At 75.3% G+C, this 20687-nt stretch carries 15 protein-coding genes; 7 read left to right on the top strand and 8 right to left on the bottom strand.

The features are described from left to right. Position 1: 1 nt before the first annotated feature. Genes OG617_RS32260 through OG617_RS32250 form a run of 3 tightly spaced genes read right to left on the bottom strand, consistent with a single transcriptional unit; the run spans position 2 to position 3527 of the window. A complete protein-coding gene (locus tag OG617_RS32260; RefSeq protein ID WP_405096654.1) occupies positions 2–955 on the bottom strand; it encodes a sulfotransferase in 954 nt (317 codons plus the stop codon). Then, a complete protein-coding gene (locus OG617_RS32255) occupies positions 952–2157 on the bottom strand; it encodes an MFS transporter (RefSeq protein WP_405096653.1) in 1206 nt (401 codons plus the stop codon). The genes OG617_RS32260 and OG617_RS32255 overlap by 4 nt, the downstream gene beginning before the upstream one ends. Beyond that, positions 2154–3527, bottom strand: coding sequence for a DegT/DnrJ/EryC1/StrS family aminotransferase (locus OG617_RS32250; RefSeq protein WP_405096652.1), 1374 nt, complete (start codon positions 3525–3527; stop codon positions 2154–2156). The genes OG617_RS32255 and OG617_RS32250 overlap by 4 nt, the downstream gene beginning before the upstream one ends. A gap of 789 nt (positions 3528–4316) precedes the next feature. On the opposite strand from OG617_RS32250, the gene OG617_RS32245 reads away from it, so the two are divergent. From OG617_RS32245 to OG617_RS32215, 7 genes are all read left to right on the top strand, one after another. After that, positions 4317–5060 (top strand): lytic polysaccharide monooxygenase, encoded by a 744-nt coding sequence (locus tag OG617_RS32245; RefSeq protein WP_405096651.1) that lies wholly within the window; start codon positions 4317–4319, stop codon positions 5058–5060. A gap of 60 nt (positions 5061–5120) precedes the next feature. Beyond that, positions 5121–5735: a DUF305 domain-containing protein gene (locus tag OG617_RS32240; RefSeq protein ID WP_405096650.1), complete on the top strand. Its 615-nt coding sequence runs from the start codon at positions 5121–5123 to the stop codon at positions 5733–5735. 66 nt (positions 5736–5801) lie between these two features. Beyond that, positions 5802–6284 carry an ATP-binding protein gene (locus tag OG617_RS32235; protein ID WP_405096649.1) on the top strand — a complete coding sequence of 161 codons (483 nt, stop codon included), beginning with the start codon at positions 5802–5804 and terminating at the stop codon, positions 6282–6284. A gap of 111 nt (positions 6285–6395) precedes the next feature. Beyond that, the gene (locus OG617_RS32230; protein WP_405096648.1) at positions 6396–10940 is read left to right on the top strand and encodes a HAMP domain-containing protein; all 4545 of its coding nucleotides are present in this window, start codon (positions 6396–6398) and stop codon (positions 10938–10940) included. A 258-nt stretch (positions 10941–11198) separates the two neighbouring features. Further along, positions 11199–12365: a hypothetical protein gene (locus OG617_RS32225; protein WP_405096647.1), complete on the top strand. Its 1167-nt coding sequence runs from the start codon at positions 11199–11201 to the stop codon at positions 12363–12365. A gap of 197 nt (positions 12366–12562) precedes the next feature. Next, entirely contained in the window at positions 12563–13168 is a 606-nt protein-coding gene (locus OG617_RS32220; protein ID WP_405096646.1) for a response regulator transcription factor, read from the top strand. 123 nt (positions 13169–13291) lie between these two features. Further along, the gene (locus OG617_RS32215; RefSeq protein ID WP_405096645.1) at positions 13292–13870 is read left to right on the top strand and encodes a response regulator transcription factor; all 579 of its coding nucleotides are present in this window, start codon (positions 13292–13294) and stop codon (positions 13868–13870) included. Between the two features lie 79 nt (positions 13871–13949). On the opposite strand, the gene OG617_RS32210 is transcribed toward OG617_RS32215, so the two are convergent. From OG617_RS32210 to lanKC, 5 genes are all read right to left on the bottom strand, one after another. Next, a complete protein-coding gene (locus OG617_RS32210) occupies positions 13950–15872 on the bottom strand; it encodes an ATP-binding cassette domain-containing protein (protein ID WP_405096644.1) in 1923 nt (640 codons plus the stop codon). Positions 15873–15889: 17 nt separating this feature from the next. Then, the gene (locus OG617_RS32205) at positions 15890–17611 is read right to left on the bottom strand and encodes an ABC transporter ATP-binding protein (RefSeq protein ID WP_405096643.1); all 1722 of its coding nucleotides are present in this window, start codon (positions 17609–17611) and stop codon (positions 15890–15892) included. A 74-nt stretch (positions 17612–17685) separates the two neighbouring features. After that, a complete protein-coding gene (locus OG617_RS32200; protein ID WP_117669281.1) occupies positions 17686–17805 on the bottom strand; it encodes a SapB/AmfS family lanthipeptide in 120 nt (39 codons plus the stop codon). Between the two features lie 36 nt (positions 17806–17841). After that, positions 17842–17961: a SapB/AmfS family lanthipeptide gene (locus OG617_RS32195; RefSeq protein WP_117669281.1), complete on the bottom strand. Its 120-nt coding sequence runs from the start codon at positions 17959–17961 to the stop codon at positions 17842–17844. A gap of 6 nt (positions 17962–17967) precedes the next feature. Then, positions 17968–20682, bottom strand: coding sequence for a class III lanthionine synthetase LanKC (lanKC, locus tag OG617_RS32190; RefSeq protein WP_405096642.1), 2715 nt, complete (start codon positions 20680–20682; stop codon positions 17968–17970). Between the last annotated feature and the right edge of the window lie 5 nt (positions 20683–20687).

The raw sequence follows: 20687 nt of genomic DNA, 5'->3' as shown, positions 1-20687 counted from the left end.
CCTACCTCTCTGATCCGTTGGTTGGTGACAGCCGGTTCGCCCCGGCCGGCTCCGACCGGTAGCCGTACCGGGCGAACAGCGGCTGGGCCAGGGCCGTCGCGGCCAGCCGGTCCGCCCGGGACAGGGTGCTCCGCCAGGAGTCGTCGCGGTCCCGGATGACGGTGACCCCGGTGCGGAACCGGTCCGGGTTGCCGGTCACCGTGTGGTTCGTGTGCAGCTCGACGGTCCGTCCGCGCACCGGGTTGCCGGCCGGGTCGGCCCCGCAGAGCCGCAGCAGCGCGTCGACGGTGCCGGCCGGGTCGGCGGTGAACGACTCGTAGCGCAGCAGCGTCGACCGCTCGGGAAAGCGCCGGGTGATCGCCGCCGAGGCCAGGTTGAACCCGTGCCAGTACGCGGTGCTGCGCGCCGCCGACATCGCGTAGACGTACTGCTTCGGCTCCCGCCAGGAGTGCGCCACCGCGCGCGGGTCGCGGACCAGGTGCACGTAGTACGGGGTGATCCCCGCGACGTACGGCAGCAGCGCGGCCTCGCCGGGGATCTTCGTGGTGTCCACGATGGTGTGCGCTCCGGTGCGCTCGGCGGCGGCCCGGTAGACCTCGCCCATCAGGTCGGCGTGCGCGCGGATCTCGTCGTCGTACAGGCCCCGGCGCAGCACCCGCCAGGTGTGCCGGGTGCGTACCCGGGACCGCTGGCGGCCGATCACCGCGGCGGCGTGCGCGTCCGGCGACATCCCCGCCGGGCGGCCGACCGGCAGCACCCGCGACCAGATGTCGCAGGCGGTCAGCGGGACGCCGCAGCCGCACAGGTCGTTGACGCCCCGGCCGGTGGAGTTCCCCCACAGGAAGTGCAGCTCGCCGACGTGGAAGAAGCCGGGCACCTCGTTGAGCACGTTGCCGATGATGGTGCTGCCGTTGCGGCACCAGCCGGTGACGCACAGGACGGTGAGGTCGCTCATGCCGCGCGGGCCTCCGTCTCTCGTCCTGCGGGTCGGGTGGCGCCGGGACCGGCCGCCGGGCGGCCGATCCACGCCGCCAGCACCGCCGCCGCGACGGCGCAGGCCGCGCCGACGCCGAACACGGCGGGGTAGTCGAGGGTCGCCGCGACCAGGCCGGTCACCGGCCCCCACACGGCCAGCCCCAGGTCCCAGAACGAGGTGTACGCCCCGATCGCCGCCCCCTGCCGGGCCGGTTCGGCCCGGTTCATCACCATCAGCGCCAGCGACGGGTGCAGCAGGGAGAACCCGACGCCGGTGACCACGCCGCCGGCCACGGCGACGGGCAGGTTCGGGGCCATCGCGATGATCACCAGGCCGACCGCCTCGCCGGCCGCCGACCAGGCCGCCACCCGGCGCGGGCCGAGCTTGTCCGGCAGGTGGCCGATGACCAGGCGGGTGAGCGCGTACACGGCGCTGAAGCAGCTCAGCACCACCACGCCGGAGCCGATCCCGCGCGCGTCCAGGTGCAGCACGATGAACGCGGCCAGGCCGGCGTACCCGGCGGCGCCGAGGGCGAGCGCGGTGCCGGGCAACAGCGCCGGGCGCAGCAGCAGCCCGCCGCCGCCCTTCGCCGGTGCGGCGGCGGGGTCCCGGGGCTGGACCGGGACCATGGCCACCAGCGCGGCGGCCAGCAGGGGAGCGGCGGCGGCGAGCGCCCAGACCGCCGTGAAGGAGATTTGTTGCAGGGTGGCGCCGAGGAAGGTGCCGGCGGAGATGCCGCCCCACATGCTCATCCCGTACAGGCCGATGAGTTGGCCGCGGCGGTGGTGCGGGGCCAGCGCCACCGTCCACACCGCCCCGGCGGTGAACAGGGCGGCCTCGCCGGCGCCGAGCAGCAGCCGCACCGCCACCAGCACCGGCACGGTGAGCGGCAGGAAGTAGAGCAACCCGCCGCCGGCCACCACGAGGGCGCCGGTGAGCATCACGGTGCGGTGGCCGTACCGGTCGGCCAGCGCACCGGCGACCGGCCGGACCAGCAGCGCGGTCACCGCGGTCACCGTGACGACCAGCCCGACCACCAGGTCCCCGGCGTCGTGCCGGTCGCGCAGGAACCCGGGCAGCACCGGGAGCACCGCGGTGAGGCCGAGGTAGCCGGCGAAGAGCCCGCCGAAGATGCCCACCAGGGCCGGGCGCGGCACGGCGCGGGTCGGGGCGGCCGTCATCGGCGCACCGGCTCCGCCGGCCCGGCCGACGCGGGTCCGGCGGCCACGGGGTGCTCGGCGGGCGCGGGGTGCTCGGCGGGCACGGCGGCGGCCACCTTGCGGACCGCCCGCACCAGGTCGTCGCAGTCGTCGAGGGTCAGGCTGGACGACAGTGGCACGTCCACCGCCTCCCGCAGGTACCCGGCGGTGTGCGGGAGCATCGCCCGGATCTCGTCGAGGTCGTCGGTGTCGTACACGAACCGCCAGTTCCAGAACGCGCGGACGTTGAGGTCGTCGTCGGCGCCGATGTTGCGCGCGTCGACGCCCTCCCGGCACAGCGCGCGGGCGAACCAGCCGGCGTCGCCGCCGGGCACCCGGAACACGAACGCCTCACCGAGGTACGCCCCGGGGGCGACCGGCCGGCGGATCGCGATGCCCGGCAGGTCGGCCAGCGCGGCGGCGACGTACCCGTAGTTGCGGTGGAACAGCCGCAGCCGCTCCGGCAGCCGGGCCATCTCGGCGCGCAGCAGCGCGGCCCGGATCTCGTCCATCCGTAGGCTCAGCAGGGGCAGGTCCAGGCCGGTCAACGGCGCCTCGCCGTCGGGAAAGTGCCGCCGCAACCGCCCCTCGTACGCCCCGGACAGCGCCACCGCGCGGGCGTACAGTTCCCGGTCGTCGGTGACCAGGAAACCGCCCTCGCCGCTGTTGAGCGCCTTGTCGGACTGGGTGCTGAACGCCCCGGCGGCCCCGAACGTGCCGAGCTTGCGGCCGTTGAGCTCGGCGCCCAGCGCCGGCACCGCGTCCTCGATCAGCGGCACCCCCATCTCGGTGGCGAACCGGGCCAGCGCCTCGGCGTCGGCGGCGAAGCCGCGCATGTGCACCACGAGGATCGCGCCGATCCGGGGGTCCCAGCGGCGCCGCAGGTCGTCGATGTCCATCCGCAGATCCTGGTCCACCTCGACCAGGAAAGGCCGGCACCCGGCCATGACGATGGCGCTCGGCGTGGCGACGAAGGTGAACCCGGGGCAGGCGACCAGCGAGCCCGGGGGCACCCGCGCGGCCATGAGGGCCAGGGCCAGGGCGGCGGTGCCGCTGGACACCGCGAGGGCGTGCCGGGTGCCGAAGAAGCGGCACAGTTCGTCCTCGAACCGGCCGCACTCCGTCTCGTGCTGCGGCCGGTGGTCGTAGCGGAAGTAGAGGTGGCTGCGGACGGCCCGGCAGGCCGCCTCCTCGTCCTCGGGATGGACGAAGACGGCGCCCTTGTCGTACGTGGGCCAGGGGGTGTGGCGGACCGGCGCGCCGCCGTGCAGGGCGAGGCGGTCCTCCGGTCGGTCGTGGCGCGTCGCCGGCAGTGGCCGGGGCTGCGCGGGAGCTTCGTCGTTCCCCTTCACCGGCGGACTCCTCGCTCGTTGCTGGGGGTGTTCCGATGGTGGATTTCCTGGCTGGACGCCGACGGCGGCCGGCGCTTCTGCGGATGCCACGAATAAACCCACTGACGTGGGAAAACGTCGCCTATCCGGAATCGCGATAATCGCCGTCCAGTGACAGCAATGATTGTCGTGGGGGTGGGGCGCGTCAACCCGTGCATTCTGCAATCTGCTTGCCCGGTGCGGCGGTGGGCGACCCGTCGTGACCGCCGGTTGCCGCCCTGCGGGGATCTGCTGACCTGGACGGCACCCCTGGGCTGGGTCGATGCGCATCGGGTCGCCTGCGGCTGCGGGGCGGATTGTCACCCTCCGTGCGTCCCTCCCGGCGAGGTCGGATTGCCGATTCCCTCGGGCCCCGATAACTACGAATTCCCTATCGGAAAAGCAGGCTTTTGGTCGCCGTCGACTTGCGAGCGCGCGCAAATCGGTCAACAGCCGTCAATTGCATTTTGTCCGAGCGGAACCGGAGATATGCGCTGCCGCCGCGGAATGGATTGCGCCTGGCCTCGCCGTATGCGGCCCGACCCGAGTCGGCCTCCGCGGCCCGGGGCGGCGACGGGATCCTCCGTGGCCCGGCGTCCCGCCCCGCGCGGGGGCGGCAACGGGGCGCGGCACCGGTCGCCCGGGTTGTTTTTCGGCCGAGGTATTTACTGTTAAGAATGTTTACTTTATGTTCACAGCATCCCCCAGGCGGGCGCGTTCCCCCAGCTCGGCGGTGTGCCGACGCCCGCCTCGATCCGAAGGAGCATCCACATGCGTCGAACAGTCATCCTTCCGCTCGCGTCGGCGGGCGCCGTCGTCGCCTCGCTGGCCGTCGCGGTGCCCGCCCAGGCACACGGGTACATCTCCGGCCCGCCGAGCCGGCAGGCGCTCTGCGCCCAGAACCGGGTGCCCGACTGCGGTCAGATCAAGTACGAGCCGCAGAGCGTCGAGGGCCCGAAAGGGCTGCGCAGTTGCCACGCCGGGATCAGCCAGTTCGCCGTCCTCAACGACGACGCCCGGGGCTGGCCGGCCACCTCGGTCGGCAGCTCGGTGACCTTCACCTGGACCAACACCGCCCGGCACGCCACCAGCAACTGGGAGTACTGGATCGGCGGCACCCGGGTCGGCCTGGTCAACGGGGGCGGGCAGCAGCCGGGCGCCACCGTCTCGCACACCGTCAACCTGGGCGGGTTCTCGGGGCGGCAGAAGCTGCTCGCCATCTGGAACATCTCCGACACCGCCAACGCCTTCTACTCGTGCGTGGACCTCCAGATCGGCGGGGGCGGCGGCAACCCGACGCCCACCCCCACCCCCAGCACGACCCCGTCGCCGACGCGGACCCCCACGCCGGCCCCGACCACCCCGGCCCCTTCCGGCACCTGGGCCGCCGGGCAGGCGTACCAGGTGGGTGACCAGGTCACCTACGGCGGCTCGACGTACCGGTGCCTGCAGCCGCACACCGCCCTGCCCGGCTGGGAGCCGCCGAACGTGCCGGCGCTCTGGGCCCGGCTCTGACCCGCCCCGGGTGTGGCCCGGTCCCGGGCCACACCCGCCCAGCACGGAAGGCCACGGCACATGAGACCCGACGCAGTCCACGGCGTGCGCCGCCGCCTCGCGGCACTCCCGCTCGCCGCACTCCTCGCGGTCACCGGCTGCGCGTCCCCCGCACCTGCCCCGCCCTCCGGCGGGACCGGCGCGCCGCCGTCCGCCGGGTCGGTCCGGCCCGACCCGGCGGACGTGCCGTTCCTGACGGCGATGGTGGCCCACCACGACCGGACCCGGGTGATCGCCGCCGCGGCGGCGGGCCGGGTGACCGACGCCGAGCTGCGCACCCTGGTCGCCGCCGTCGACGCGACCGAGGCCGACGAACTGGCCACCATGCGGCGGTGGCTGGCCGCCGCGACCCCGCCCGGCGACGACGACGGGCACGCCGGCCACCACGCGCACCCCGGCGGGTCGCCGACCGCCGACGCGGATCTCGCCCGGTTGCGCTCCGCGCCCGCCGACCGGTTCGACGTTGTGCTCGTCGACGTGCTCACCGCCCACCAGCGCCGGGCCGCCGCGCTGGCCCGCGCGCACCGGCCGGTGGCGGTCGGCGCCGAGGTACGCGACCTCGCCGACCGCATCGAACGATCCCGCACCGCCCAGATCCAGCTGATGTCCCGGCTGCCCGCGACCCGGGCCGGCTGAGCGGGCGCCGGCCGGAAGATCCACCACGGGAGTCCCGGGCGGGTGCGGGCCGTGTACGGTCCGGCCATGATCAGCGGTGGGGGTGACGGTGGTGGCTCGGGAGCCGGCGCGTCCCGTGCGGGTACCGGGGTGACGCTGTTGGCGGAGACGATCGCCGCCGGGCAGGTGACGGCGCTGCGTCACGCCGTCGTCGCCGCGGCCGGCGCGGCCGGACTGGCCGGCGCGGCCCTGGAGGACTTCGTGCTGGCGGTGCACGAGCTGGTCGCCAACGTCATCCGGCACGGCGGGGGCAGCGGCGAACTGCGGCTGCGCCGCGACGGCGACCTGTTGACGTGCGAGATCACCGACGACGGCCCCGGCCTCGGCGACGTACGGGTCGCGCTCCCCGCACCGGACCAGGTCGGCCAGCGCGGCCTGTGGCTCGCCCAGCAGCTCACCGACGGCCTGGAGATCCGCGTCGACGGCCGGGGCACGACCGCTCGGGTCAGCGCCCGGCTGGTCACCCTGCGGGCGGTGACCCCACCCCCGCCCCGGGCCTGCCCGGGCTGACCCGGGGGAGGGCCACTCCTCGCCGATCGCGCGCGGTCACGTGCATACTGGCCCGGTTTGCTGTCGTCGTCGCCGGGCCGTCCACCCGGCGGTCGGTTCCGGGGGGTTGCGATGGTCGAGCGGTCGGCGGTGCGGCGTAGTGGTACGGCTCCCGGTCCGGCCGGATCGGTGACCGACCCGGGCCTGCGGCAGTTGCTGGCGGGCCTGACCGCGGTGCGCGACGGCGACTTCGGCACCCGGCTGCCGGAGGACGGCGACGGCCTGCTCGGCGAGATCGCCACCGTGTTCAACGGCATGGTCGACCAGCTCTCGCTGTTCACCTCCGAGGTGACCCGGGTGGCCCGCGAGGTGGGCACCGAGGGCCAGCTCGGCGGCCAGGCCGAGGTGCCCGGGGTGTCGGGCACCTGGAAGGACCTCACCGACTCGGTGAACGCCATGGCTGGGAACCTGACCGACCAGGTGCGCGACATCGCCGAGGTGGCCACGGCGGTGGCCCGGGGGGACCTGTCGCAGAAGATCACCGTGGATGTCCGGGGCGAGATCCTGGAGCTGAAGGTCACCATCAACACGATGGTGGACCAGCTCTCGTCGTTCGCCGACGAGGTGACCCGGGTGGCCCGGGAGGTCGGCAGCGAGGGCCGGCTCGGCGGCCAGGCCGAGGTGCCGGGGGTGGCCGGCACCTGGCGCGACCTGACCGACTCGGTGAACTTCATGGCCGGCAACCTGACCAGCCAGGTGCGAAACATCGCCCAGGTCACCACGGCGGTGGCCCGGGGCGACCTGTCCCAGAAGATCACCGTGGACGCCCGGGGCGAGATCCTCGAACTCAAGAGCACCATCAACACGATGGTGGACCAGCTCTCGTCGTTCGCCGACGAGGTGACCCGGGTGGCCCGGGAGGTCGGCACCGACGGCCGGCTCGGCGGCCAGGCCCAGGTCAGCGGCGTCGCCGGGACGTGGCGGGACCTGACGGACTCGGTGAACTCGATGGCGGTCAACCTCACCGACCAGGTGCGCAGCATCGCCCAGGTGGCCACGGCGGTGGCCCGGGGGGACCTGTCGCAGAAGATCACCGTCACCGCGCACGGCGAGATCCTGGAGCTGAAGAACACCATCAACACGATGGTGGACCAGCTCTCGTCGTTCGCCGACGAGGTGACCCGGGTGGCCCGGGAGGTCGGCACGGAGGGGCGGCTCGGCGGTCAGGCCGACGTCAAGGGCGTCTCGGGCACCTGGAAGGACCTCACCGAGTCGGTGAACGTCATGGCCGACAACCTCACCGCCCAGGTCCGCAGCATCGCCGAGGTCACCACGGCCGTGGCCAAGGGCGACCTGACCCAGAAGATCCGGGTCGACGCCCGGGGCGAGATCCTGGCCCTCAAGGAGACCATCAACACGATGGTCGACCAGCTCTCCGCGTTCGCCGACGAGGTGACCCGGGTGGCCCGGGAGGTGGGGACGGAGGGGCGGCTCGGCGGTCAGGCCCGGGTGTCCAACGTCGGCGGCACCTGGAAGGACCTCACCGACAACGTCAACGAGATGGCGAACAACCTCACCAACCAGGTGCGCTCGATCGCGCTGGTCGCCACGGCGGTGGCCCAGGGCGACCTGAGCCGCAAGATCACGGTGGAGGCGAAGGGCGAGGTCGCCGTGCTCGCCCAGACCATCAACACCATGGTCGACACCCTCGGCGCGTTCGCCGACGAGGTGACCCGGGTGGCCCGGGAGGTCGGCACGGAGGGGCGGCTCGGCGGTCAGGCCCGGGTGCCCAACGTGGCCGGCACCTGGAAGGACCTCACCGACAACGTCAACTCGATGGCGAACAACCTCACCGGCCAGGTCCGCAACATCGCCCAGGTGACCACCGCCGTAGCCCAGGGCGACCTGACCCGGAAGATCGACGTCGACGCCCGCGGTGAGATCCTGGAGCTGAAGACGACCATCAACACGATGGTGGACCAGCTCTCGTCGTTCGCCGCCGAGGTGACCCGGGTGGCCCGGGAGGTGGGCAGCGAGGGGCGGCTCGGCGGGCAGGCCGAGGTGGAGGGCGTCTCCGGCACCTGGAAGCGGCTCACCGAGAACGTCAACGAGCTGGCCGGCAACCTCACCCGGCAGGTCCGGGCCATCGCCGAGGTGACCAGCGCGGTGGCCACCGGCGACCTGACCCGCTCGATCACCGTGGACGCCTCCGGCGAGGTGGCCGAGCTGAAGGACAACATCAACTCCATGGTGGAGTCGCTGCGCGAGACCACCCGGATGAACCAGGAGCAGGACTGGCTGAAGACCAACCTCGCCCGGATCTCCGGCCTGATGCAGGGCCACCGGGACCTGGAGGTGGTCGCCGGGCTGGTGATGGACGAGCTGGCCCCGCTGGTCTCCGCGCAGCTCGGCACCTTCCTTCTGGTGGAGGAGACCGGGGACGCCCGCACCCTGCGGGTGGTCGGCGGCTACGGCCACCGGGCCTCCGGCCGCCGGTACACCCTCGGCGAGTCCCTCGTCGGGCAGGCCGCGGTGAGCAAGCGGGCGATCGTGGTGGACGCCGTCCCCGCCGGCTACGTCACCGTCTCCTCCAGCCTCGGCGCCGCCGTACCGCTGCACCTGGTGGTGCTCCCGATCCTGTTCGAGGACCAGGTGCTCGGCGTCATCGAGCTGGCCAGTATGAGCCGGTTCACCGAGGCGCACCGGGACTTCCTCGACCAGCTCATGGAGACCATCGGCGTCAACGTCAACACCATCGTCGCCAACGCCCGCACCGACGTGCTGCTCACCGAGTCGCAACGCCTCGCCGCCGAGCTTCGGGCCCGCTCGGAGGAACTCCAGGCCCGCTCGGAGGAACTCCAGCGCTCCAACGCCGACCTGGAGGACAAGGCGGCGCTGCTGGCCCGGCAGAACCACGACATCGAGACCAAGAACTCCGAGATCGAGCAGGCCCGCCAGGAGCTGGAGGCCCGCGCCCAGCAGCTCGCGCTGGCCTCGAAGTACAAGTCGGAGTTCCTCGCCAACATGAGCCACGAGCTGCGTACCCCGCTGAACTCGCTGCTCATCCTGGCCCAACTGCTGGCCCAGAACCCGAACCGCAACCTGACCGCCAAGCAGGTCGAGTACGCCACCGTCATCCACTCCGCCGGCACCGACCTGCTCCAACTGATCAACGACATCCTCGACCTGTCCAAGGTGGAGGCCGGCAAGATGGACATCAACCCGGAGACGTTCGAGCTGGGCGTGCTGCGCGACTACGTCGACGCCACGTTCCGCCCGCTGACCACGCCGCGCGGCCTGGCACTGGAGATCAGCACCGCGCCGGACGTGCCGCAGCGGCTGCACACCGACGAGCAGCGGCTGCGGCAGGTGCTGCGCAACCTCGTCTCCAACGCCGTCAAGTTCACCGAGCAGGGCCGGGTGGAACTGCGCATCGAGCGGGCCCGCCCGGAAGAGCTGCCCGAGCGGTTCGCGCCGGGGGAGACGGTGCTGGCGTTCCGGGTCGTCGACACCGGCATCGGCATCGCCGAGCAGCACCTCACCGCGATCTTCGACGCGTTCCAGCAGGCCGACGGCACCACCAGCCGCCGGTACGGCGGAACCGGGCTGGGCCTGTCGATCAGCCGGGAGATCGCCCACCTGCTGGGCGGCCGGATCACCGCGAGCAGTGTTCTCGGGCGGGGCAGCACGTTCACCCTCTACCTGCCGGCCACCGTGCCCGGTTCGGCCGTACCCGCCGGCCTCCCGACGTCCCTCGCCGCCCTCGCCGGCCAGGTCGCGCGTGACCTCGCCGCCGTGCCCGGCCCGTTCTGGCCGCCGACCGGGCTGCCCCCGGCGGACGAGCGGCGCGTCCTCGTCCTCGAACACCACGACAAAGGGCTGCTGACCATGCTGGTCCACGGCGTCGCGGCCGGGCTGACCGACGGCCTCCCGCCGGTCGAGGTGGCCACCGTCCTGGACGCCCCCGCGGCGCTTCAGGCCGTGGCCCGTCGCCGGCACCGCTGCCTCGTGGTCCACCTGGACCTGCCGGACGACAGCGGCACCGTACTGCTCAGGGCGCTGCACGACGACGCCGTGAACGGCGGCGTGCCGGTGCTGGCGTACCACGCGCGGCCGCTGGCACCCGGGCAGGAGGCCCTGATCCGGGCGACTGCCGGGGACCGTCCCCTGGAGATCGTCGCCAGCCTGGACGACCTGCGCGAGCGGATCGCCCTGCACCTGTCGGTGGACGTGCCCGAGCGGGTGGTGCCGCTGGGCCGGCCGGCCCAGGAGGCCGACGCGCCCTGGGGCGGCGTCGCCGGGCTGGCCGGGCGCAAGGTCCTGGTGGTCGACGACGACGCCCGCAACGTCTTCGCCCTGACCAACATCCTGGAGCTGCACGGGCTCGACGTGGTGTACGCCGAGAACGGCCGAAAGGGCATCGAGACCCTGATGCGCCACGACGACATCGACCTGGTGCTGATGGACGTGATGATGCCGGAGATGGACGGGTACGCCGCCACCGCCGCCATCCGGGCGATGCCGCGCTACGCCGACCTGCCGATCATCGCCGTGACCGCCAAGGCGATGCACGGTGACCGGGAGAAGAGCATCACCTCCGGGGCCAGCGACTACGTCACCAAGCCGGTGGACGCCGAGGACCTGCTGCACTGCATCCACCGCTGGCTCGACACCTGATCCGCAGATCCGACCTCTGACCGCCGACCCGACCCCGTCCGCACGTCGACCCGCGGCCCGGCCGGGTCGGCGGCGTTCCGCCGGCCGCAGGGGCCCAACCGGCGTACCTCAAGGTGGCCCGGTTCGCCGCGCCGCGCGCTCACCTTCCGGCCGGGTGAGCGTCCGGTTCGCCCGGCAGGACCGAGCCGGCAGGGGGATGCGTGGGGGTGACGGCGTCGTTACGATGTGTCGACGTCTTCGAGGAGGGGGGCTGTCCGCGTGCGCTGTCCCGCTGTCCGCGCCGCGCCGGCCGTGGTGACCGCGTCGGCGCGCCGTGCCGGCGCCTCCTCGGTCGCGGGGGCGGCCCGGCTCGTACGGCGGATCGCGCTGCTGCTGGCCGCGACGGGTGCCGGGATCGTCGCGGCCGTGCTGCTCGCCGGCCCCGCCGCCGCGCACGACAGCAGCCGGCCTCCGGCAGCCGTGGGCCCCGGCGGATCGCCCCGCTCGGCCGGCCCGCTGGCCGGTGTCCTCGACGGCATCCTGCCCACCGGCGCCGACCACGCCCGGCCCGCCGGTCCCCACCATGGCAACCCCGCCCGGGGCCACCCTGGTCGGAGCGACCCCGACCGGTCCCACCCCGACGGTGGTCGGCCCGGCGCCTCCCGTCCGGGCTTCCGCCCGGCCGACCGACCAACTGCCCCCGACGCGCCGTCGGCCGCTGCCGGCGCGCGGGGCCCGTCGGCCGGGAACGGGCGACCGCTTCCGGTGGCGCCCGGTGACCCGGCGCCACCCGGTCCGGTCGGCGGCGTGGCGGCGCTCGTCGGTAGCCTCACGACCGCCCTGGCCGACACGGTCACCGACACGGTTCCCGGGGCGGCGCAGCAGGTCCTGCCCCCGGTCCTGGGGCTGGTCGACGAGCTGCTCCCGCCGGTGCTGCCGCTGGTCGACGAGCTGCTCACCCCGGTGCTGCCGCTGCTGCCGGGCCTGCCGGCCGACCCGGCGGGGCCGCCCGGTCCCGCGACCCCGCCGGCCGGCCCCGCGCCGTCCCCCGGCGGGCCGTTCGAGCCCCAGGCTCCGGCGTCCGCAGTCCCCGCTGCCGTTCCGCCCGCGCCGGCCCCGCCGTCGCCCGACCGGGTCGGCGGCATGTCCTCCGGGCCGGCCGTGGCGTCCCCGACCGGGTGGACGGTCGGTCCCGCCGTCCCCGGCCCGGCCCGGGCCACCTCGGGGCACGTCGGGACGGTGGCCGAGGCGCCGCCGCCGGGCGGGCCCGGCCGGTCGGCGCCGCCCGGCGAGCGCGCCGACGACGCCCGTGCCACCTCCGGGCCCGTGCCCGCCTCGACCGACGACGCCCGCTGGCCGTCGTACGCCGGTGGCCGGGAGCGCACCACGCGCTTGTCGGTTCCGGTCGACGACCGCGCCCCGGCAGTGACCGTCCGCCCCGGCTGAGCCCGCGGCCCGGCCCGTCCCGCGGTCGCCGGCCCCGTGCCGTGCCGACCGCCCGACGTGGCCCGCCGTGGCCCGCGAGCACCCGTCTTGGCACCGCTCCGGGCCGACGTTGTCCGTTCCCGCGCGCACCGCACCCGTCCCGGCGTCGAGCCGGTGGTCCGGGCGGCGCGACGCGTACCCGAGATCGGAGATACGTGGTGATCCACGTCGTCGTGGCCGAGGACATGGGACTGCTGCGCAGCGCGCTGTGCGCCGCGCTGTCGAACGAGGAGGACATCGAGGTCGTCGCCGATGCCGCCGGCATCGGTGAATTGTGGGGGGTGCTGCGCCGGGAGCACCCCGAGGTGTTGGTGCTGGAGCTGAAGCCGGAGGTGCCCGAGTCGGCGTCGGTGGTGGCGAAGGTGGTCGCCGAGTCCCCGGGGACGGCCGTGCTGGCGATGAGCCACCGATGGAGCCCGCCGCTGGTCGAGGCGGCGCTGGCGGCCGGCGCGCGCGGCCTGGTCAGCAAGGACGCCGGGCTGTCGGAGCTGGTGCGCGCGGTCCGGACGACCGCCGCCGGTGAGCGGGTCATCGACCCGGCCGCCGCGGCGGCCGTGCTGAGCCCGCCGGCCAACCCGCTGACCCGCCGGGAGCTGGAGGTGCTGCGGGTGGCGGCCGAGGGCCTGCCGCTGAAGGAGATCGCCCGTCGGCTCTTCCTGGCCCACGGAACGGTGCGCAACCACCTGTCGGTCATCCTGCGCAAAACCGGTGCCCGCAACCGGATGGAGGCCGTCCGACTGGCACAGCGGGACGGCTGGCTGTAACCGGCGCGGGCGGGCCCGGCGCGGTGCGTGCGCGGGTCCGCCCGCTCACCGAGCGGATCCGGCAGTTACGTGTTTGAATGTTGACTGTCCGTGATCAATGGAGCTGCTCGGGAGAGGTCCACCGTGATCCGTACCCTGCTCGCCCTGGACGGTGCCCTGGTCCGGGGCGCGTTGTCGCTCGTCCTCGCCGCCGAGGAGGACATCCACGTGGTGGCGGAGGTGGGCCGCGGTGACGCGGTCGGCCAGGCGGTCCGCGTCGGCCGGCCGGACGTCGCGGTGGTGGACTTCGAGCTGATCGCCGGCGACGCGGCGGCGCACCGGTGCCCCCTGCTGGTGCTCGCCGACCCCCGCCGCGCCCGGGGCCTGTACAGCGTGTTCTTCCCGGGCCGGACGGTCGGCATCCTCGCCAGCGACGTGGCCCCGCACCGGGTGGTGGACGGGATCCGGCGGCTCGCCCGGCGCGAGTCGGTGGTGGACGCCGAGCTGGTGCTGGCGGCGCTCGGCGCGGACAGCCCGCTGACCGAAAGGGAGACCGAGGTGCTGCGGCTGACCGCAGCCGGCGCCCCGGTCGCCGAGGTGGCCGGTTCGCTGCGGCTCTCGCACGGGACCGTCCGCAACCACCTCGGGCGGATCGCCCGCAAGACCGGGGCCCGGACCCGGGTCGAGGCGGTCCGGGTGGCCCGTGATTCCGGCTGGATCTGACGCGAGACCGCCCCGGGGGCCGCCGTGCAGGCGCGGCGGCTCACGAGTCGGCGGCGGGGCGGGTGCGGCGGCGGGCGGGTCAGCCCCGCTGGGCCGGTGCCGGTGCCGGTGCGGGCGTGGGCCGGTCGTCCCAGTGCCCGACGAGCTCCCGGTAGGTCGCCGACCGGGCGAGCAGTTCCTCGTGCGTGCCGGCCACCGGCCGCTCGCCGTCGACCACGAGCACCCGGCGGGCCCGGACGGCGGAGCTGATCCGGTGCGCGATCACCACCAGGGTGCCGGGCCGGCGGGCGAACGCGTCCTCCACCGTCGCCTCGGCCGCCGGGTCCAGGTGACAGGTCGCCTCGTCGAGGATCACCAGAGGGGCGGGGGACAGGTACGCCCGCACCGCGGCGACGAGTTGCCGTTCGCCGGCGGAGAGCGCGCTTGGCGTCACTGCCCCGTCCAGCCCTCCGAGTCGGGCGGCCAGCGCCCCCGCCCCGAGGGCGTCGACGGCGTCCGTCATGGTGCCGTCGTCGGCCTCCGGGCGCAGGTAGCGCAGGTTGTCGGCGAGCGAGCCGGTGAAGACGTACGCCTCCTGTGGCACCAGCACCCGCAGCCGGGCCAGCGCGGCCGGCGGGGCGCCGGCCACCGGGACCCCGCCCAGGAGCACCGTGCCGGCCTGCGGGGCGAGCAGCCCGGACAGCAGCGCGGCCAGGGTGGACTTGCCCGCCCCGCTCGCCCCGACCACGGCGAGGTGCTCCCCGGCGGGCAGGCTCAGGGTGACGTCCGCCAGCACCGGCCGCGCCGCCGCCCCGTAGCGGAGCGTCAGCCCGTGCACCCGGACGGCCGGTTCGGTGTCGCCCGGCCCGGCCGGCGGGCCCGGTGCGCGGTCGTCCGGCCAGCCGGCCGGCGCGGCCCCCGGCGACGGGGTGTCGTGCTGGGGGGCGGGCTCGTCCGTGGGGTCCGGGCAGGTCCGCAGGATGCGGTCCAGGGTGACCACGTAGCGCAGGCCGCCCCCACCGAGGCCCTGCACCAGGGCGTGCAAAGCGGGCTGGAGGCCGGTGGAGACGTAGATCAGCGCACCGAGCACCGCACCGGCGGTCAGGCCCCGGTCCACCAGCCGGGGCGCGGCCAGCAGCAGCACCGCCAGCGGCAGCCAGCCGCCCACGCCGAGGCTGAGGCTGCGCACGGCGGACATCCGGCTCAGGACGCGCTCGGCGGCGGCCTGGTCCGCCACCCGCCGGCCCACGTCGGCGACGACCCGCCCGGCAGCCCCGCACGCCTGCACGTCCCGGTGCCCGGACAGCGCGGATGCGCCGGCCCGGCCCAGCTCCTCGCCGGCGCGGACGTACCGGCGCTGCTGCCCGGCCATCGCCGGCAGCGCACCGAGGAACACGGCCAGCCCGGCGACCAGGGGCGCGGCCACCAGCGCCGCGACCACCGGATCCAGGGCGACCAGCCCCAGCAGGGCCGCCCCGGCGGCGAACAGGAAGCCCCGGGTCACCATCAGCAGGCCGGCGAAGGTGTCCCGGACCAGCTCCACCTGGTGGGTCAGCCGGGCCGCCGCGGCGCTGTCCGCGCGTCCGCCGGCCCGGGTGGCGTCCCGCAGGGCCGCCCGGACCACCCGGGCGGCGAGGTCGTCCCGGAACGGCTCGACCACCGCGCCGAGGCTCCGGTACGTCCGTCCGGTCGCCACCGCGCCGACGAGCACCGCCCCGGCGAGCAGCCCCAGCCAGCCCAGGCCCACGCCCGGCTGGCCGGCCAGGAAGCCCTCGTCGACCGCCCGGGCGACCAGCGCGCCGGAGAGCAGCGCCGGCAGCGCCTCGACGACCGACCAGCCGGCGAGCCGTGCCACGACCGGCCGGCGGGCCCGCAGCGCGGCCCAGGTCACCTGCCGCACCCCGGTCCGGGTCGCGCCCGGGTCGCCCCGGCGGCCGATCCGGCGTCCCCGGCGGCTGATGCCGAGTCCCCAGCAGCTCGTGTCGAGTCCCCGGCGGCTCGTGCCGAGTCCCCAGCGATTCATGCCGAGTCTCCGGCGGCTCATCCGCCGTGCCCGTCGGCGCGGAAGACCGCCCGGTAGGCCGGGTCCGCCCAGAGCCGCCGGTGCGGGGCGAGGGCGCGCAGCCGGCCGCCGTCGAGCCAGGCGACCAGGTCGGCCGCCGCCGCCGTGGCGACCCGGTGGGTGACCACCAGCCGGGTCCGCTCGCCCGGCTGGCCCGCCACCGCCCGGGCGATCCGGTGCTCGGTGACGGTGTCCAGGCTGGACGTGGCGTCGTCGAGGATCAGCAGCCGGTCGGCCACGGCGAAGGCCCGGGCCAGCCCGAGCCGCTGGGCCTCGCCGCCGGACAGCGGCGTATCGGCCAGCGGGGTGCGGAAGCCCGCCGGCAGCCGGTCGACGACGTCGGCGACCGCCGCGGCCTCGGCGGCCCGCCGTACGGCGGGGGTGGCCGGGGAGCCGTCGGCCGGTGGCGCGGCCCCGTCCGGGGGCAGGGCCAGCCCGATCGCGTCGTGCACGGTCGCGCCGACCAGCGCCGGCCGGTCGAAGGCGTACCCGACGGCCCGGCGCAGGGCGTCCGGGCGCAGCCGGGGCAGCGGCACCCCGTCCAGGCGCACCTCGCCGGCGTCCGGGTCGTGCAGCCGTCCGGCGACGGCGGCGAGGGTGGACTTGCCGGCACCGGACGGTCCGACCACGGCCACCGTGGCCCCGGCGGGGACGGTCAGGTCGACGCCGTCGAGGACGGGCCGGCCGTCGTCGGCGTACACGCTCACCGAACTCAGCCGCAGCGCCCCACGGCCCGGCGGCAGCGGCCGGTCGCCGTCGGCGGGCACCGGGTACGCCAGCAGTTCGGCGACCCGGGCGGCTCCGGAGCGGCTGCGCACCAGGCGGTTCAGGGTGGCCAGCACCGCGCCCAGCCCGGCGCCGGTGGCCGCGTAGCGGACCGCCGAGACGAGCTGGCCGGGGGTGAGCCAGCCGGCGGCCAGCGCGTACCCGCCGACGGCGACCACGCTCAGTTGCAGCAGCGGCGCCACGGCGGCGGTGCGGGCGCTGGCCCGGGCCAGCAGCTCCCAGCCGCGCCGGCCGTACCCGCGAAGCTCCGGCAGCGCGGCGAGAATCCGCTCCTCCTCCCGGCTGCAGGTCGCGGCGGCGGCGATGGTCCGGGCGCCGGCCAGGGACTCCAGGAGCCGGCCGGCGATCGAGTTCAGAGCCTTCTGGTAGCCGGCCGTGGCCGCCGAGGCGTCGGTGACGAACGCGCGCATCAGGCCGGCCAGCAGCACGAGCCCGGCGAGCAGGGTGGCCCCGAGCACCGGCTCGATCAGGGTGAGCGCGACAACGCTGCCGAGCGGGGGCAGCATCGCGATCGCGCCGAGCACGACAGCGGTGCCGGCCTGGCCGGCGTCGGCGGCCTGCCCGACCAGCCGGCCGACCAGGTCCCCGACCGGGTGCCGGTGGGCGGTGCGCACGTCGAGGGCGAACAGGTGCCGCAGCAGGCGCTCCCGGATCCGGGCGGTGGCGCGGGCGGCGCCGTACCCGCTGGCCAGGTCGCCGAGGGTGTCGGTGGCGACCAGGACGACGACCAGGGCGCAGGCGGCGGCCGGCCACCACCGGGTGCCGCCGGTCAGCGCCGCGTCGACGGCGAGGCCGAGCACCGCCGGCAGCAGCAGCTCGGCGACGGCGCCGGTCAGCGTGACCGCGGCCAGTGCGGCCGTCCACCCCCCGGCGTCGCGGACCACCCGGCGCAACAGCCCGTCGCCCGTACGCATCGGTTCCCCCTCGAACGGCGGGCGGCCCCGGGTGGACTCGTTAGGTCCACCCGGGGCGCCGCGGATCGACCCGGTCAGTTGCAGGTGGTGATGGAGAGCGAGCTGTCGCCGCAGAGCAGCAGGCTCGCGCTGGAGCCGCCGCCGGTGCGGTCGGCCGGGGCCATCTCGAGGCCCTGGAGGTCCAGGAGCGCCATGTCGATTCACCTCCTTCCGTGGTGCGGTCGGTGTGGTCAGTTGCAGGTGGTGATGGAGAGCGAGCTGTCGCCGCAGAGCAGCAGGCTCGCGCTGGAGCCGCCGCCGGTGCGGTCGGCCGGGGCCATCTCGAGGCCCTGGAGGTCCAGGAGCGCCATGTCGAATCACCTCCTTCCGTGGTGCGTGCGGTCAGGGTCGCCCTCGCCGGTGCGAGGGAGTCTCGGCGCGCCGGCCAGCGGCGCGAGGAAGGGCAGGGTCACCGGCTCGTCGTGCCGCGCGGCGGCCAGCGCGAGCAGCACCCCGGCGGAGCCGGTGCCCAGGTCCATGGACAGCCGCAGGAGCTGCTCGCCGGGGAAGGCGGTGCCGCCGCCGTACGGCAGGGCGTGCCAGGCGAGCCGGCGCAACTGCGCGTCCAGTTCGCGGCGCTGCCGTGGGTCGTCGGTCAGGGTGGCCAGGTACGCGATGATCCCGGCCCGCCCGGCGAAGAGGCCGGACTGGGCGTAGAACGGGGACCGGGCTGCCCGGCGTACTCCGGCGCTCGCCTCGGCGAACCGCTCGTCGGCGCGGTGGCGCAGGTACTGGTCCAGCACCAGCCCGATGCCGACGCTGCCCTGCCCCAGGTACGGCATGGTCCGCCAGCCCTCGTTGACCTCCAGCGCGCCGTTCGGGCGCACCGCACACCGGCGCAGGTCCTGGCGCAGCGCGGTGGCCGCGTGGTCCAGCAGGGCTGGGTCGCCGGTCAGCTCGTGCAGCCGTAGCAGCAGCAGCGCCGGCCCGGTACGACCGCGCAGCAGGCCCGCGTACGGGTTGCGCCCGCCGCTGATGTCCGGGCCGGGGTCGTCGGCGAGCCGTTCGACGACGACCGCCGTCACCTTGTCGGCGGCGTCGCGCAGCCCGGTCTCCCCGGTGCGCCCGGCCAGCTCGGCGAGGTTCAGGGCGATCCCGGACAGGCCGCTGGCCAGGCTCAGGTCCAGCTCGGCCCAGGGTTGGCGCAGGCAGATGTCGAGCACGTCGAGGGCGTCGGACCGGCGGTCCAGGTGCTCCAGCGCGTACGCCACCCCGTGCAGGCCGTCGTAGAAGCCCAGCCGGGTGCCGGACGCGGGGGCGGTGGCCCGCCGCACCAGCCAGTCCTCGTGCTCGGGTCGGCGGCCCGCGCCGCTGACGGCCAGGGCGTGCAGCACCCCGGCGGCGCCGTGGGCGAGGTTGAGCCCGCCGGTGTGGAACTGCGCGATGTCGCCGGGGAAGAGCCGGTCGTCGCGGTCGGGGGTGGCGCTGGCGAGGATGGCGGTGGCGATCCGCCGTCGTACGTCGGGCCAGTCGCCGTCGAGGTCGTACCGGTGCGGGTCGGCGGCGGGCGAGCCGGCGGCTTCGGCTTTGATCCCGGCGGCCCCGGCTTCGGTCCCGGAGGCCTCTGGGCCGGGCGCGGCGGTCCCGGTGATCTCGGCGACCGCCTCGGCCAGCCACGGTCGGGGGACCGGGAAGCTCTCGGCGATCACCTCGGCCAGGTGCGCGGCCTTGTCCGGGGCGATCCGGACGAGCTGGGTCAGCGGGAGGAACAGCGCCAGGCGCAGGCAGGCCAGGGCGTACCGGTCGACCGCCGGGCCGGTCCGGTCGCCGGGGGCGGCGAACCCCTGGTTGCGCAGCCCTGGCCGGCGGTGCCCCTCGATCGGGGCGGCGACCTCGAAGTCGACCAGCGCCACCCGGTCGTCGGGGCGGACCATGATGTTGAACAGGTGCAGGTCGCCGTAGACCAGGCCGCGCTCGTGGATCGCGGCGACGATCGCCTCGACCTGCGTCAGGACGTCCCGCGCCCAGTCGGCGTACGCCGCCCGGTCGGCCTCGGTGGCGTCGGCGTCGATCAGCGGGTACCGGTCGACGACGACCTTGTTCAGCGCCCGGCCCTCGATGAACTCCAGGGCCAGGAAGCGGTGCTCGCCGAGGGTGAACTCGTCGTGCACGGCGGGCACCTGGGGCAGGTCGGCGAGCCGGCGCAGGGCAGCGGCCTCCCGTTCCAGCCGGGCCACCGCGTCGACGCCGTCGGCGTCCAGGCCGGCGTGCGGGCGGGCCTCCTTGAGCACCACCTCGGTGTCGGTGCGCAGGTCCCGGCCCACGTACAGGCCCCCGCCGTTGGAGAAGTGGATGACCTTCTCGATCCGGTACGGCACCTCGGTGGTGCTGGTGGCGCCTCGGGCGGCCAGGTGCGGGGCGAGGAAGTCCGGCAGGGTGACCCAGTCCGGCAGGTGGAACACCGGGTCGCGGCGGTCGGGCACCAGCGTGCCGGCGCCGTCGGCGATCGCGGGGACCACCTGCCCGTCCGGGGAGAGACAGTAGCGGCGGGCGAAGCCGCCGTAGCGCACGTGCACCGGGCCGGCGCCGTAGCGCAGGTCGCTGAGGATGTACGGCCCGGCCTCCCCGGTGAGCAGCGCGTCGAGCTCCTTGCAGGCCAGCTCCAGCTCGGCGGTGTCCCGGGGGTAGATGGTGACGAACTTGCCGCTGGCCGAGCGGGACGCGTACTTGGAGTTGCGCAGCAGCAGGGTGCGCGGGCCGCGCAGGAACTTGAACGACAGGCCGCGCGGCACGCAGTACGCCCACACGGCGTCGAGCACCCGCTCGGCGTTGGCCAGGGTGGCCGACACGTGGATCTTCCAGCCCTGCTGCGGCAGCGAGCCGCCCTCCGGGGCGTGGATCAGCCAGTCGTCGAGCGGCTCGCGGCGCCAGCCCGCCGGCACGTCCCGCTCGGCGGCGGCGAAGGCCGGCTGCGCGACCGCGCTGCCGAGCGAGTCGTAGAAGAGCCGGTCAGCGGCGCAGTAGTTGTCGTAGCGCTCGTCCACCGTGGCCCCCTCCGCGATCCCGGCCGGTTCCGTTCTCCGGCGATGCACCGAGT

Source organism: Micromonospora sp. NBC_01412 (genome assembly GCF_045040215.1).
GTDB classification, from domain to species: Bacteria; Actinomycetota; Actinomycetes; order Mycobacteriales; family Micromonosporaceae; genus Micromonospora; species Micromonospora rubida.
This window is presented reverse-complemented; position numbering and strand designations above follow the sequence as displayed.

Coding starts and splice junctions, on each gene's coding strand:
- OG617_RS32260 (WP_405096654.1), bottom strand. CDS start 955: ATGAGCGACCTCACCGTCCTGTGCGTCACCGGCTGGTGCCGCAACGGC.
- OG617_RS32235 (WP_405096649.1), top strand. CDS start 5,802: ATGATCAGCGGTGGGGGTGACGGTGGTGGCTCGGGAGCCGGCGCGTCC.
- OG617_RS32245 (WP_405096651.1), top strand. CDS start 4,317: ATGCGTCGAACAGTCATCCTTCCGCTCGCGTCGGCGGGCGCCGTCGTC.
- OG617_RS32230 (WP_405096648.1), top strand. CDS start 6,396: ATGGTCGAGCGGTCGGCGGTGCGGCGTAGTGGTACGGCTCCCGGTCCG.
- OG617_RS32205 (WP_405096643.1), bottom strand. CDS start 17,611: ATGCGTACGGGCGACGGGCTGTTGCGCCGGGTGGTCCGCGACGCCGGG.
- OG617_RS32200 (WP_117669281.1), bottom strand. CDS start 17,805: ATGGCGCTCCTGGACCTCCAGGGCCTCGAGATGGCCCCGGCCGACCGC.
- OG617_RS32210 (WP_405096644.1), bottom strand. CDS start 15,872: ATGAATCGCTGGGGACTCGGCACGAGCCGCCGGGGACTCGACACGAGC.
- OG617_RS32240 (WP_405096650.1), top strand. CDS start 5,121: ATGAGACCCGACGCAGTCCACGGCGTGCGCCGCCGCCTCGCGGCACTC.
- OG617_RS32255 (WP_405096653.1), bottom strand. CDS start 2,157: ATGACGGCCGCCCCGACCCGCGCCGTGCCGCGCCCGGCCCTGGTGGGC.
- OG617_RS32195 (WP_117669281.1), bottom strand. CDS start 17,961: ATGGCGCTCCTGGACCTCCAGGGCCTCGAGATGGCCCCGGCCGACCGC.